General features: G+C 74.1%; 11 protein-coding genes. 5 read left to right on the top strand and 6 right to left on the bottom strand.

The window, feature by feature from the left end; genetic code table 11:
* Positions 1-96 precede the first annotated feature (96 nt).
* Positions 97-648: an isopentenyl-diphosphate Delta-isomerase gene (idi, locus tag RCG67_RS04790; RefSeq protein ID WP_368825065.1), complete on the top strand. Its 552-nt coding sequence runs from the start codon at positions 97-99 to the stop codon at positions 646-648.
* 23 nt (positions 649-671) lie between these two features.
* On the opposite strand, the gene RCG67_RS04785 is transcribed toward idi, so the two are convergent.
* A complete protein-coding gene (locus RCG67_RS04785; RefSeq protein ID WP_368825064.1) occupies positions 672-1,580 on the bottom strand; it encodes a LysR substrate-binding domain-containing protein in 909 nt (302 codons plus the stop codon).
* A gap of 128 nt (positions 1,581-1,708) precedes the next feature.
* Between RCG67_RS04785 and RCG67_RS04780 the strand changes: the two genes are divergently transcribed.
* A complete protein-coding gene (locus RCG67_RS04780) occupies positions 1,709-5,215 on the top strand; it encodes a proline dehydrogenase family protein (RefSeq protein ID WP_368825063.1) in 3,507 nt (1,168 codons plus the stop codon).
* 75 nt (positions 5,216-5,290) lie between these two features.
* Here RCG67_RS04780 and RCG67_RS04775 read toward each other — a convergent pair whose 3' ends face one another.
* A complete protein-coding gene (locus RCG67_RS04775; RefSeq protein WP_368825062.1) occupies positions 5,291-5,977 on the bottom strand; it encodes a class F sortase in 687 nt (228 codons plus the stop codon).
* A gap of 14 nt (positions 5,978-5,991) precedes the next feature.
* Positions 5,992-6,762: a hypothetical protein gene (locus RCG67_RS04770; protein ID WP_368825061.1), complete on the bottom strand. Its 771-nt coding sequence runs from the start codon at positions 6,760-6,762 to the stop codon at positions 5,992-5,994.
* Positions 6,763-7,361: 599 nt separating this feature from the next.
* Here RCG67_RS04770 and RCG67_RS04765 point away from each other — a divergent pair.
* Positions 7,362-7,691 (top strand): CU044_2847 family protein, encoded by a 330-nt coding sequence (locus tag RCG67_RS04765; RefSeq protein WP_368825060.1) that lies wholly within the window; start codon positions 7,362-7,364, stop codon positions 7,689-7,691.
* 76 nt (positions 7,692-7,767) lie between these two features.
* Complete coding sequence (locus RCG67_RS04760; protein WP_368825059.1) at positions 7,768-9,783, top strand: CHAT domain-containing protein; 2,016 nt, start codon at positions 7,768-7,770, stop codon at positions 9,781-9,783.
* A gap of 18 nt (positions 9,784-9,801) precedes the next feature.
* Here RCG67_RS04760 and RCG67_RS04755 read toward each other — a convergent pair whose 3' ends face one another.
* The 3 genes from RCG67_RS04755 to RCG67_RS17610 all read right to left on the bottom strand — a co-directional run bounded on the left by RCG67_RS04755 (position 9,802) and on the right by RCG67_RS17610 (position 12,694).
* The gene (locus tag RCG67_RS04755) at positions 9,802-11,040 is read right to left on the bottom strand and encodes a S1C family serine protease (RefSeq protein ID WP_368825058.1); all 1,239 of its coding nucleotides are present in this window, start codon (positions 11,038-11,040) and stop codon (positions 9,802-9,804) included.
* Positions 11,041-11,227: 187 nt separating this feature from the next.
* Positions 11,228-11,719 carry a nucleoside deaminase gene (locus RCG67_RS04750; protein ID WP_368825057.1) on the bottom strand — a complete coding sequence of 164 codons (492 nt, stop codon included), beginning with the start codon at positions 11,717-11,719 and terminating at the stop codon, positions 11,228-11,230.
* 243 nt (positions 11,720-11,962) lie between these two features.
* On the bottom strand, positions 11,963-12,694 hold the full coding sequence (locus RCG67_RS17610; protein WP_438612635.1) for an ArsR/SmtB family transcription factor: 732 nt from the start codon (positions 12,692-12,694) through the stop codon (positions 11,963-11,965).
* A gap of 72 nt (positions 12,695-12,766) precedes the next feature.
* Between RCG67_RS17610 and RCG67_RS04735 the strand changes: the two genes are divergently transcribed.
* Positions 12,767-14,068, top strand: coding sequence for an MFS transporter (locus tag RCG67_RS04735; protein ID WP_368825056.1), 1,302 nt, complete (start codon positions 12,767-12,769; stop codon positions 14,066-14,068).
* Positions 14,069-14,095 lie beyond the last annotated feature (27 nt).

The following is a 14,095-nucleotide window of genomic DNA, read 5'->3' as shown; positions in this document are numbered from 1 at the left end:
GCCCCGTTGTCCACTCCGCGGGCCCGCGTTCCGCCGGCCCGCGGTTCCTGCGAGAATGGACGCGCACGTCACCGCCCTCCGACCGGAACGAGGCCCATGGCAGCCGAAGAGGTCGTCCTCCTGGACGACGAGCACCGTCCCATCGGGACCGCGCCCAAGGCCGGGGTGCACACCACAGACACCCCGCTGCACCTCGCGGTCTCGTGCTACGTCCTCGACGACGCCGGACGGCTGCTGCTGACCCGCCGGGCGCTCGCGAAGAAGACCTGGCCCGGGGTGTGGACCAACAGCTTCTGCGGCCACCCGGGCCCGGGCGAGGGGTTCGTCGAGGCCATCGCCCGCCGGGCGGGCCAGGAGCTGGGCTTCGAGGTGACGGGGATGCGGGAGGTGCTGCCCGACTTCCGCTACCGGGCGGTGGACGCCTCCGGGATCGTGGAGAACGAGTTCTGCCCCGTCTACGTGGCGCGGGCCACCGGCCGGCCGCGGCCCCTGCCCGCGGAGGTCGCGGAGGTCGCCTGGATCGCCCCGGAGGAGCTGTTCGCCGCCGCGTCGGCCGCGCCGTTCCTGCTCAGCCCCTGGCTGCTCGAGCAGGTCGCGGACGACCGGCTGCGCGGGGCGCTCACGGAGCGGGCGCCCGTCCGCCCGTAGCGGCCCGCCCCGCGGCTTCCGGCTCACTCCATCCGCCCGGCCAGGTCGGCGGCCACCGTCTCGAGGGCGGCCCGCAGCGCGAGGATCGCCGGGCGGTGCGCGCTCGACCCGCGGATCGAGGTGAACACCGTCCGCCGCGGCCCGGTCGGCAGGTCGACCAGCCGGCAGGGCGAGTCCCCGCCCGCCCACATGAGGTCCGGCATGAGCGCCACGGCGTTGCCGGACTCCACGAGCCGGGTCTGCGCCTGCAGGTCCGCCGTCGAGAACCGGACGTCGGGCTCGAAGCCCGCCCGCCGGCACAGCTGCTCGCCCCAGTGCCGGGAGGCGGCGCCGCGCGGCTCCATGACCCACGGCAGCTCCCGGGCCTCCCGCAGGGACGTGACGGACGCGTGCTCGGGGCCGGGCGGAACGGCCAGGCGGATGGCGTCCGTGATCAGCCGCCGCCGGTCCAGGTCGGGGTGGTGGGCGGCGGCGTGGCTCGGGTACTGCTCGGCCACGACCACGTCGAACTCCCGGGTCCACGTCTCGTAGAGCGCCCGCTCCGGCTCCGCCTGCACCATCTCGACCCGCACCTCCGGGTGCTCGCGGCGCATGGCGCCCAGCACCTCGGGGAGCAGGGCCAGGGCCGCGGACTGGAACACGGCGACCCGCACGGTGCCGGTGACCGTGCTCAGCGACGCCGCCAGGTCCGACTCGGTGCGCTCCAGGACGTCGAGCAGCTCGGTGGTGCGCGCCACCAGGATCTCCGCCTGCGGCGTGAGCTGGACCCGCCGGCCGGCCTTGGACAGCAGCGCCACCCCGGCTTCCTTCTCCAGCGCGGAGAGCTGCTGGGAGACCGCCGAGGGGCTGAAGTTCAGGGCCGTGGCGACCTCTGCGAGGGTGCCCCGCAGCGCGAGCTCCCGGAGCAGCCGCAGCTTGCGCACGTCCAGCACGGCGCCACCTCCAAAAGGTCAGTTCCGCTGATGAATGATCTGCGGAAACATTCACTTTATCCGAATCGTCCCGGGCCGCATAGTGGAAACATCGCAGTGCTTTCGGCCCAACCCAGGGAGTACCACCCATGACCACGATCCCCGTCCCCGCGACCGCTCCCACCCCTGCGGATCCGTCGACCGGTCGCACCCTTCCCCACGCCGCCGTTCCCGCGTCGCTCCCCGAGCAGGCCGTGGCCACGGTGCGCCGCTGGCTCACCGAGGCCGAGGAGTTCCCCAAGGACGCCTCGGGCGAGCAGCTGGCCGGGGTGCTCAAGGATCCCAGCGGCCTGGACTTCACGGTCGGGTTCGTGGACGGCGTCATCCGCCCCGAGGACGTCCGGGTGGCCGCCCGCAACCTGGCCCGGCTGGCGCCGAAGGTCCCCGCCTTCCTGCCCTGGCACCTGCGCACCGCGGTGCGCGCGGGCGGGGCCCTGGCCCCGGTCGCCCCGCAGCTCGTGATCCCGGCGGCCCGCAGGGCGCTGCGCGAGATGGTCGGGCACCTCATCGTGGACGCCAGCGAGGCGAAGCTCGGGAAGTCGATCGCGAAGATCCGCAAGGACGACGTCCGGCTCAACGTCAACCTCCTGGGCGAGGCCGTGCTCGGGGACCGCGAGGCCGCCCGCCGGCTCCAGGGCACCCACGACCTGCTGGCCCGCCCCGACGTCGACTACGTCTCCATCAAGGTCTCCTCCACCGTCGCCCCGCACTCCGCCTGGGCCTTCGACGAGGCCGTCGCCGAGGTCGTCGAGAAGCTCACCCCGCTGTACGCGCAGGCCGCCTCCTTCGCCACGCCGAAGTTCATCAACCTGGACATGGAGGAGTACAAGGACCTCGACATGACCCTCGAGGTCTTCACCCGGATCCTCGATCAGCCCCGGTTCCGGGAGCTCGAGGCCGGCATCGTGCTGCAGACCTACCTGCCCGACTCCCTCGCGGCGATGATCCGCCTGCAGGAGTGGGCCCGGGCGCGCCGCGCCGCCGGCGGCGCCCCCGTGAAGGTGCGCGTGGTCAAGGGCGCGAACCTGCCGATGGAGCAGGTCGAGGCCTCCCTGCACGACTGGCCCCTGGCGACCTGGGGCACCAAGCAGGACTCGGACACCCACTACAAGCGGGTCCTCAACTACGCCCTGCAGCCCGAGCACGCGGACGCCGTGCGCATCGGGGTGGCCGGGCACAACCTCTTCGACATCGCCTTCGCCTGGCTGCTGGCCGCCGACCGCGGCGTGTCCGGGGCCGTCGACTTCGAGATGCTGCTGGGCATGGCGACCGGCCAGGCCGAGGCCGTCAAGCGCGACGTCGGCTCCCTGCTGCTCTACACCCCCGTGGTGCACCCGGCCGAGTTCGACGTGGCGATCGCCTACCTGATCCGCCGCCTCGAGGAGGGGGCGTCCCGGGAGAACTTCATGTCCGCGGTCTTCGAGCTCGCCGAGAACGAGGAGCTCTTCGAGCGCGAGAAGCAGCGCTTCCTGGCCTCCCTGGCCGGGCTCGACGACACCGTGCCCGCCCCCCACCGGGTCCAGGACCGCAGCCTGCCGGAGGCGCCCGCCCCGACCGACGCGTTCGCCAACACGCCGGACACCGATCCCGCCGTGGCCGCCAACCGGGACTGGGGCCGGGCGATCCTCGACCGCGTCCCGGGCTCCCGGGCCGGCACGGACACCGTCACGGCCGCGGCGCTGCGCACGGAGGAGCAGCTCGACCGCGTCATCGACGCGGCCCTCGAGGCCGGCCGCGGCTGGGCCGCGCTGACCGGCGCCCAGCGGGCCGAGGTGCTCCACCGGACCGGCGAGGCCCTGGCCTCCCGCCGCGCCGAGCTGCTCGAGGTCGCGGCCGCGGAGGCCGGCAAGACCCTCGACCAGGCCGACCCGGAGATCAGCGAGGCCATCGACTTCGCCCACTACTACGCCGAGCGCGCCCGGGAGCTGGACGAGGTCGACGGCGCGTCCTTCGTCCCCTCCCGGCTCACCGTGGTGACCCCGCCGTGGAACTTCCCGGTGGCCATCCCGGCCGGGTCCGCGCTGGCCGCCCTCGCCGCCGGCTCGCCGGTCGTGTTCAAGCCGGCCGGTCCGACCAAGCGCTGCGGCGCCGTGGTGGCCGAGGCCGTCTGGGAGGCCCTGGACGCCTCCGGGGTGTCCCGCGACGTGCTCGCCCTCGTGGACCTGGAGGAGCGCGCCCTCGGCCGCCAGCTGATCTCCCACCCCTCGGTGGACCGGCTGATCCTCACCGGCGCCTACGAGACGGCCGAGCTCTTCCGCTCGTTCCGCAGCGACCTGCCCCTGCTGGCGGAGACCTCGGGGAAGAACGCCCTGATCGTCGCCCCCAGCGCGGACTTCGACCTCGCCGCCAAGGACGTCGCCTACTCGGCGTTCGGCCACGCGGGTCAGAAGTGCTCGGCCGCGTCCCTGGTCATCCTCGTCGGCTCCGTGGCGCAGTCCCGCCGCTTCCGCAACCAGCTCGTGGACGCGGTGACCTCCCTGACCGTCGACCACCCCACCAACCCCGCCGCACAGATGGGCCCGCTCACCGAGCCCGCCGAGGGCAAGCTGCTCCAGGCCCTGACCACCCTGGAGGAGGGGCAGTCCTGGCTGATCGAGCCGCAGCAGCTCGACGGGACCGGCCGGCTGTGGAGCCCGGGCGTGCGCACGGGCGTGCAGCGCGGCTCCGAGTTCCACCAGGTCGAGTACTTCGGGCCGGTGCTCGGCGTGATGACCGCCGAGACCCTGGAGGAGGCCGTGGCCATCCAGAACGAGGTGGAGTACGGGCTCACGGCCGGGCTGCACTCCCTGGACCCGGAGGACATCGCCTACTGGCTCGAGCACGTCCAGGCCGGCAACCTCTACGTCAACCGCCACATCACCGGGGCCATCGTCCAGCGCCAGCCCTTCGGCGGCTGGAAGAAGTCGGCGGTCGGCCCCGGCACCAAGGCCGGCGGTCCCAGCTACCTCATGGGCCTGGGGGAGTGGGAGCCGGCGCCGCTGCGCGGGGAGGGGCTGCCCGTGGTCGACGCGGCCGTCGTCGAGCTGCTGCAGGCCGCGCAGTCGGGGACGGCGGAGCTCGAGCCGGCCGAGGCGGAGAGCCTCGAGCAGGCGCTGCGCAGCGACGAGGCCGCCTGGGCCGAGGAGTTCGGCGTGGCCAAGGACGTCACCGGCCTCTACGCCGAGCGCAACGTCTTCCGCTACCTGCCCCTGCCCGTGACGGTGCGCCTGTCCGAGGGCGAGCCGCTGGCCGACCTGCTGCGCGTCGTCGCCGCCGGACTGCGGGCGGGCTCCGACCTGACCGTCTCCTCGGCGCGCGAGCTGCCCGCCCCGGTGCGTGCCGTGCTCACCGACCGCGGCGTGCCCGTGCAGGTGGAGGACGACGCCGCGTGGCTGGCCGGCGCCCCGGCCCTCGGCGGCGGCCGGGTCCGGCTGATCGGCGGGGACCGTGCGGCGTTCATCGCCGCGACGGGCTCGCGCCCGGACCTCGCCGTCTACGCCCACCCCGTCACCGGGGCCGGCCGGGTCGAGATGCTGCCGTTCCTGCACGAGCAGGCGATCAGCATCACCGCCCACCGCTTCGGCACGCCCCACCGGCTCACGGACGAGCTGATCTAGCAGCTCACCCCGCGCAGGGCGACGGCCCCGGACCCCGGTCCGGGGCCGTCGCCCTGCACGGAGGCGCCCGGGCCCTCAGCCGTGGAGCAGGGACGCGTGGACGACCAGGTTCTCCTCGAAGGAACCGGTCGCCGGGTCGTAGCCGTCGCAGGTGATCAGGCGCAGCTCCGGGCCGGCCGTGTTGCCGTAGACGCGCAGCGTGGGGAACTCGTCCTTCTCGTGCCGTTCGACGGCGTCCACGGCGAAGACCACCGCGGAACCGTCCTCGCGGGTCACGGTGATCCGGTCCCCGGGGCCCAGCCGGTGCAGTTCGGCGAAGACGCCCGGACCGCCCCCGGTGGCGTTGACGTGGCCCAGCAGCACGGACGGGCCCGTCTCGCCCGGGACCGGCGAGTGCCGGTACCAGCCCGCCGGTGCGCCGGGGCCCTCCGGCGGGACCTCCAGGCTGCGGTCCGGGCGCAGACCCAGCTCCATGAGCTCGTCGTCCAGGCCGATGCGCTCCACCGAGAGGCGCGTCGGCTCCGGCGCGGCAAGCGCGGCGGCGCCGGCGCTCCCGGACGCCGGCGCGCTGCTGCCGGCGGCCGGCGGCGGTGCCCGCAGGGCGCCCGTGGTGAGGGGCACGACATGGTCCGAGACCGATCCGCGCGCCGCCGGCACCTGCTGCGTCGCCGGGCTGTCCCCGCTGCACCACAGGGCGAGGACCGCGGCGAGACCCGCCATCCCCGTGCCGAGGTGGCGGGTCTCGCGGCGGTGCCGTGCCATCCGGTGGCCGCCGGTCAGCGTCCGCCGGCCGCCCGGCGGCGCAGGCCCGCGGCGGCGGCCCCCAGCACGAGCACGCCGAGCACGGCGGTGCCGACCAGCCCGTTCGTGGCCGAGCCGGTGCCGGCGGTCTCCACCCCCGTGTCCGCAGGACCCTCCGGCACCGCCATCTGGGAGCCGGCGAGGACACCACAGGCGATCGGGACGTCCGAGGCGAGGGGCAGGTCCGGGGCCATCGGGTTGACCTTCGCCTGCGCCGCGGCGGAGAGGGCCGCCGGATCCGCGCCGTGCACGTTCACCACGGCGGTGCCGCTCTGCAGGGCCTCGAGCGTCGCGGCGTCCACCGGGACGGTCCGCTGGTAGGTGTAGGCGGCACCGGCCGGGAACCGGTCGACCGCCACGGCGGACGCCGGCGTCGTGTCGCCCGCGGTGGTCAGCGAGACGCCGATCGCCCCCGTCCAGGGCTCTCCCTCCATGGAGCTGACCGCGCCGTCCCCGTCGGCGTCGGCCGTCGGAGGAGCGCACACCCCCTGGCCCCCGATGTGGATGTGCTGGGCGTGCGGATACGGTGCGCCCTGGAACAGGGCGGGAGCGCCGGCGACCTCGACGGTCACCGTGGCCTCCTGGCCCGTGACGTCGACGACGGCGCTGCCGGCGGCGGTGCTGTTGTTGACGGGCGCGAGCTCGGCCTGGAAGGACCAGCTGTCGGCCGCCGCGGCCGGGGTCGCGGGAAGGGCTGCCACGGCCATGGCCAGGGCGGGTGCTGCGAGCAGAGCGGACTTCTTCACGGGATCGGCCTCTCGACGGGAGTGACGGGCTGGGACGTGACGCAGAACACAGCCTACTTATGGTCAGAGAGGGGGTCGAGATCCCGCAGGGAAGTGCTTCTGCGAATTCCGCGTCCGGGAGGAGTTCTTTTCCGGCGGCCGCCCGGAGTCGTGCCCGGGGTGCGACGGGCGGACGGGGCGCCGCCCCCGGGGAGGTCTCACGGGGGCGGCGCCCGGAGAGTCCGGCCGGCTGTGCTCCGGTGTCCCCCCACGTGCATCGCACATCGGACCCGTGAGCCGGCCGGAACTCGTCACCGCAAGGTTACTGACTCGTAGACCGGTGTTCCGCATTTCGTAAGGCGGCTCACAGTCGGGGCCGGGGCCGTTGCGACGTGGGGCGACGCTCGCCGGGAGAGCGGGTGACGCCGGCGGGTCGGGGAGGGTCCGGCGGGACCCGGCCGCTGTGGCGTCGGGGGACGCCGCCTGCTCCGAGACTCCGGGCCGGCGCTCGTCTCATTCCGTCTCCGACCGTCGATCCGGATGTTCTCCCTTGCCAGCGGCCGAGCGAGGGGAGCACAGTGGGCTTGCGGTGCGGTGCGGGGCGAGGGAGAGGCGGCACCATGGGCGACATCGTCAGTTTTCCCACCGCGGACGGGCGCAGCGTCCTCGTGGAGACCACCGCGCGATCCGGGGAACCGGTCACCCGGGGCGGTCACCGCGGGAGCGTGGTCCAGGAGGCCCAGCGCTCGTTCGAGGAGGCGGTGGGGCACATCCAGCCCGCGGTCCAGGCCCTGATCGACCAGTTGGTCTCCCTGGCGCACCGCCCGTCGGGAGTGTCCGTGGAGTTCGGGGTGGACCTGCATGCGGAGGCCGGTGCCTTCATCGCGAAGACGGGGGGTACCGCGAACTTCACGGTCAAGCTCACCTGGGAGGACGCGCGCACGGAATGAGGGGGACGACCGTCCGACGGTCCGCCGTGCGCCTGGACGAGGGCCGTCGGGCCCGAGACGGTGAGGTGGAGGAACCGTGAGCGTGCTGGAACTGTCCGTCGTCCGCTCCACGCAGCCGGGGCTCTACGACGTCGAGATCGTCCACTCCCCGGTGGGCGAGGCCTCCGCCACCGTGGCGATCGACTGCGAGCGGCTGATGCGCGGGCGGGACCACTGGCAGGATGCGCTCCTCGCGTCGGCAGTCAGCACCCGCCGGCTGATCGCCGGTCCCGAGTCGACGGTCCGGGAGGTGGGGCAGGACCTCTTCGACGTGCTGCTGGGGCATCCCGCGATCGGGGCCCGCTACCGGTCCAGCGTGGACGTCGCGGCCGAGCGCGGCGAACCGCTGCGCCTGGTGCTGCGGCTGGCCGCGCCGGAGCTGACGCCGCTGCCCTGGGAGGCCATGTACGACGCCCAGGCCGGCACCTACGTGGCCCGCATCGAGCCCCTGGTGCGCCACGTGCCCGTCGCGGCCGCCCCGCCGCCGCTGCGGGTCCAGCAGCCCGTGCGGATCCTGGGGATCACGGCCTCTCCCCGGGGGCTCGCGGCCCTCGACGTGGAGGCCGAGGAACGGTATCTCGCCCAGGCGCTCGGCGAGCCCGTCGAGCGGGGGCAGGTCGAACTGGAGTGGGTGCGGGACGCCACCTGGGACGGCGTGCACGACATGCTCCTGGGCCACGAGTGGCACGTCGTGCACTTCATCGGGCACGGGGACTTCGACGCGGAGCTGGACGAGGGCGTGCTGGCGCTCGTGGGCAACGACGGGAGGGCGCACCACGTGGAGGCCAGCCGCTTCGCGGACCTCCTGCACGAGGCGACCCCGATGCCGCGGCTGGTGGTGCTCAACTCGTGCCAGTCGGCTGTCTCCGGGTCGGTGGACCTGTTCTCGGGCACGGCCTCCGCGCTGGTGCGCGGGGGTGTGAGCGCGGTGGTGGCCATGCAGTTCGAGATCACCGACCCTGCGGCCGCGGCCTTCGCCCGGGGCTTCTACTCCGCTGTCGCGGCCGGGAGGTCGGTGGACCAGGCCGTGCGCAGCGGACGCGTCTCCATCCTGGGCATGAACGGCCACACCCTCGAGTGGATCACCCCCGTCCTGTACCTGAGGGGCCGCGAGACCCGCCTGTTCAACATCCGCAGACGCCGGGAGCCGAAGCAGAACGCGAGGCAGGCCCCGGAGCGCCGGCACGGCTCGCCGACCGCGCCCGGCGCGACCGCCGGAGCGGTCCCCGTCGGCACCGCGGAGGAACCGGGCCCTCCTCCGCCCGAGGCGGGACCTGCGTCCCAGGCCGTCGAGCCGGCGGCTGATCCTGCCAAATCGGCGGTGGAGCCGCCCGGTCCGGAGGTGGGACGTCCTGACCCGGCGGTGCAGCCGCCTGTTCCGGTGGCGGAACCGCCTCATCCGGTGGCGGAGCAGTCCACTCCGGCGGCCCGACCCGCGGCTCCGCGCCGGCCCGCTGCTCCGCGCCGGCGGCGGCGCGTGCGGGCGCGGTGGCTGGCTCCGCTGGTGCTCCTCCTGGCCGGCGCGCTCGTGTGGGCGGTCTCCGCCCGGATCGGCACGGTCGAGGTGGAACCTGCCGCCTACCTCGACCGACCGGTGGACGAAGTGGTCCAGGAGCTCGGCGACCTCGGCCTCGGCGTGCGAGTGCTCGGCGAGCCGCACGGGACGGCGGAGGGCACGGTGCTCTCGCTGGATCCCGCCGGCAGGGTGGAGCGGGACTCCGTGATCACGGTGGTCCACTCGACGGGACCGCGCGGCCTGGCAGAGGGGCTCCAGGTTCCCGAGGACGAGGCCCAGACCGGGAGCGCGCCGGGGGATCCCGCGAGCGGTGCGCCCGGATCCGACTCCGATCCCGAAGTGGTGAACCTGCCCCGGAACATGGTGGGACTCCCGGCACAGCCCGTCATCGACCGGATCAGGGCCAGCGGAGTGCAGGTCACGGTCGTCCCCGTGACCGGCACGGACCGGCCGCCGGGCGAGGTCATCCGCACGGACCCGGTCGAGGGGACCCCGGTGCAGCAGAACTCGACCGTCACCCTCTGGGTCGCGCAGTAGACAGCGCCCGGCTCCGGCTCAGTGCGGGCCGGGCAGGGTGAACTCCTTGTAGAACTGGGTGTCGAAGCGCTCGGGATCGGAGAGGAGGTAGCGCCCCTCGACGGCCGCGACCGTGCCGGGAAGCACCGACTCCACGATCGCGCACATCTCCGCCACGGTGTCGGTGGACGTGTTCTGGATCTTCGTGACCAGCATGCCCGGCCTGATGCCCGCCTTGCTGGCCCCCGAGCCGGGGGTGACGGCCTTGACGTACAGGCCGCCCTCGATGCCGCTGCGCGCCATCCTCGCGTCGAGCTCGGGGCCGCCGGCGGGATCCAGGGCGGTGAAGTAGCCGGGGTAGTACTCCTCCACGGCCCATCCCATGTCGTTCTGCGACTGTCCCTTGAGCAGCTTGTCGACGATCTCCGGCCGGGCCGCGTCGATCGAGATGGAGTAGAACTGACCCTCCTCCGCGGAGTCCCGGCTGCCGAACCTGGTCGAGGTGTTGATGCCGACGACCCGGCCGTGGTGGTCCAGCAGGGGCCCGCCGGAGCTGCCGGGATTGATGGTGGCCCCGTGCTGGATCGTGTCCTTGTACTCGGGGGCGCCGTGGGGCCGCGCCGGCACCTTGGTCGCGTTGACGAGCCCCGAGGCGATGAGGAGCTTCTGGCCGGAGGGGTCGTCGGCCGGCGCCGTCGAGTAGCCGAGCGCGGTGACGGTGTCCCCGGGCGTGACGGTGTCCGAGCTGCCGATGACGAGCGGGTGGGTCTGCTCGGGCAGCGGGGAGGAGAAGTGGACCACCGCCAGATCGGTGCACGGATCCACGGCGATGACGTGCAGGGACGCCTTCTGCCCGGTGTTGAACCGCCCCGAGATCGCGGCGAGGCCCTGGACGACGTGCGCGTTGGTCACCGCCATCCCCGCGTCCTTGTCCACGACGAAGCCGGTGCCCATTCCCAGGTACTCGTCGGGCCGGCGTCCTTGGATCGCGAAGACCGAGGTGTCGCCGAGCGCGTGCATCTGCTGTGTGGTGAGATCGGGCGGGTGCTGGTCGCCCTGCGGGAGCTGACCGGACACGGTCAGTCCTCCCTCCTCGTGATGCGGGATGCCGGTGGCTCCGGCGGGGGCACCGGTGCCGGTCGACGCGCCCCCGCCGGCCTGGTCCACCTGCTCCTCCGGAGTCGAGCCTCCCGGCCCGCATCCGCCGGCCAGCAGGGCGGTGACGGCCAGCGCGGCAAGGTTCCTGCGCCGGGCCCGGACGTTCCTGGACGATTCCATGGTGGTTCCCCTCGGACGCCTCTGACCAGACTTGCCCCATTGTGGCTCGAAGGAAGGCCCCGTGGGGGTGCTTGACGAAGTAAGGCAGCTCACCGTCCGTCCGGAACCCGGCCCCGACGTGCAGGGATGAGCACCCGGTCGTGACCTTGCCGTGCTGGGCGGGACCGCTGGGAAGCGCTCCGTCGGCTCAGTAGTCGGTGCGCGCGGCGTTGCGGGCCCATGCCTCGAACGGCGCGGTGCGCTCGTCGAGGGCCACGGGGAGCACCTGCAGGGACCGCTCGTGCTCGGGCTTGGCGAAGTACTCGTAGAACTCGGCGTCGTCGAAGCCGCCGGAGGCCGCGTCGTGCCGGTCCGCGGCGTACCAGACGGCGTCCAGCCGGGCCCACAGGGAGGCCGACAGGCACATGGGGCACGGCTCGCAGCTGGAGTAGAGCGTGGCGCCGGAGAGGTCGAAGGTGCCCAGTTCGCGGCAGGCGGTGCGGATCGCCATGACCTCGGCGTGGGCGGTGGGGTCGTTCTCCGCCGTGACGCGGTTGACCCCGCGGAAGCGGCGGCCGTCGGGGGCGACGACGACGGCGCCGAAGGGGCCGCCGTCGACGGCCGCGTTGCCCACCGCCAGGTCGATGGCCTCGAGCAGCAGCTCCCGGGCGTCGGGAGGCGGCGTGCGGTCTGTGTCCATGCGGATCTCCCGGTGCGGGCGCAGGGGCCGCCGCGGAGCCTCCCGGCCCGGGGCGGGGTGGGGCGCCGACGGCGGCCGCCGCGAGGTCGACGGTGCGGTTCCGCCTGCTGGGCGGTCTCCGGGAATCCGGACCCGCCGCGGGCTTGTCCAGAGGCTACCGAGGAGTCTGCCGGACCACAACGGCCGCGGCGGCGGGGGGAGCGGCTCCCGGGCGGGGTGTCGCCCGCGGGGCTCCGCCCGCCCTCAGGCGGCCCGGCCGGTGTCCACGGGCAGTCCGCCGAGGCGCCACTCGAGCAGACCGTCCTCGAGCCGGCGGGCCCGGCGTCCCCGGGCGCGCAGGAGGTCCACGGCCTCGTGGGCGAGCACGCACCAGGCGCCGCGGCAGTACGCCACGACCTCCTGCCCGTCCGGCAGCTCCGCCAGCCGCGCGGACAGCTCCTCCAGCGGGATGGAGACGGCCCCGGGGATGTGGGCGGCGGCGTACTCCTCGGGCGGCCGGACGTCCAGGACGGTGAGCTCCCCGGCCTCCGCCCGGGCCAGCAGCTCGTCCCGGCGCACCTCCCGCCCGCCCGCGTCCTCCCCGGCGAGGGCGCCGCCGGTGCCGAGGTAGTCCTCGCGGGCGCGTTCCACCTCGGCCAGCCGGTCGCCGGCCACGGTGCGCAGCTGCGCGTAGAGGCGTGCCACGTCCAGCCCCGCCAGGTCGTAGTGGATCCTCGTCCCGTCCCGGCGGGTGGTCACCAGCCCGGCCCGCTTGAGCACTTGCAGGTGCGCCGAGGCGGTGCTCAGGCCCAGGCCTGCGGCCGCGGCGAGGTTCTCCACGCTGCGCTCGCCCTGGGTCAGCAGGTCCAGCAGCTCCAGCCGCTTCCCGTTGCCCAGGGCCTTGCCCACTCGGGCCAGCTGCTCGAAGAGCGCGGCCTTCTTGCCCGGGTCCCCCATGCCGTCCTCCAAAGATCTGTGGAACACTGTTGGAAGCATTGTTCCACGCTCCCCCCTGGAACACCGGCCCGCTCGCCGCCCGGCGGGTCCACGACACGAGAGGGAACGGTCATGAACCGGCGCACGAGCCCCCGCACCACGGCCTCCCGGCCCCTCCGCCTGGGTCTGCGCGCCAACGCCGCCCAGTTCACCCTGCTGGTGGCGGTCAACGCCCTGGTCGGCGGCATGGTCGGCCAGCAGCAGACCGTGCTGCCGCTGCTGGCCGAGGACGAGTTCGGGCTCAGCGGCTACACCTTCATCTTCACCTACGTGGCCGCGTTCGGGATCACCAAGGCGATCGCCAACTGGTTCGCCGGCACCTTCTCCGACCGGTACGGGCGCAAGCCCGTGCTGCTGGTCGGCTGGCTGTTCGCCGTGCCCGTGCCGCTGATGCTGATCTTCGCCCCGGACTGGGGGTGGGTCGTGGCGGCCAACGTGCTGCTGGGCATCAACCAGGGCCTGACCTGGTCCACGACCGTGGTGATGAAGATCGACCTCGTGGGCCCGGCCCAGCGCGGGCTGGCCATGGGGCTCAACGAGGCCGCCGGCTACGGTGCGGTGGCCGTGACCTCCCTGCTGGCCGGGTACCTGGCCGAGCAGTACGGGCTGCGCCCGGCGCCGTTCCTGCTGGGCATCGCCTACACCGCCCTGGCGCTGCTGCTGTCCGGGGTGTTCGTCAAGGAGACCCGGGGTCACGCCCTGCTCGACGCCGGCCGGCACACCCCCCGCGCCGACGGCCTCCACGACCACCTGCACGGGGAGCTCACCGACCGCCAGATCATCGCCCAGACCAGCCTCAAGGAGCCGGCGCTGTCCTCGGCGAGCCAGGCGGGGCTGGTCAACAACCTCAACTTCGGGCTGTCCTGGGGGCTGTTCCCGCTGCTGTTCGCCACCGCCGAGCTGACCGTGGGACAGATCGGGCTGCTCTTCGCCCTCTACCCCGGGGTGTGGGGGATCGGGCAGCTGGTCACCGGCGCCCTGTCGGACCGCGTCGGGCGCAAGCACCTGATCACCGCCGGAATGGCCGTCCAGGCCTCCGCCCTGGTGCTCATCGCCCTGGGGGAGGGCTTCGGCGGCTGGGCCGCCGGCACCGTGCTGCTGGGGGCCGGCACCGCACTGGTCTACCCGACGCTGCTCGCGGTGGTCGGCGACGTGGCGCACCCGATGTGGCGCGGCCGGGCCGTGGGCGTCTATCGCGTCTGGCGCGACCTGGGCTACGCGGTCGGGGCCGTCCTCGGCGGGATCGTGGCCGACCTGCTGGGCCTGCACGCCGCCGTGTGGGCCGCCGCCGGCATCAGCGCCGTCTCGGCGCTCGTCGTGGCGGTGCGGATGTACGAGACCCACCGCCCGATCGCGACCTCGCCGCGCCCCTGAGCCCACACCCGCGAGGACCCTGCCGCG

This window comes from Kocuria cellulosilytica (genome assembly GCF_040981245.1).
Taxonomy (GTDB): Bacteria; Actinomycetota; Actinomycetes; order Actinomycetales; family Micrococcaceae; genus Kocuria; species Kocuria cellulosilytica.
Note: the sequence above shows the minus strand (reverse complement) of the source record. Positions and strands in the feature narration are given on the sequence as shown.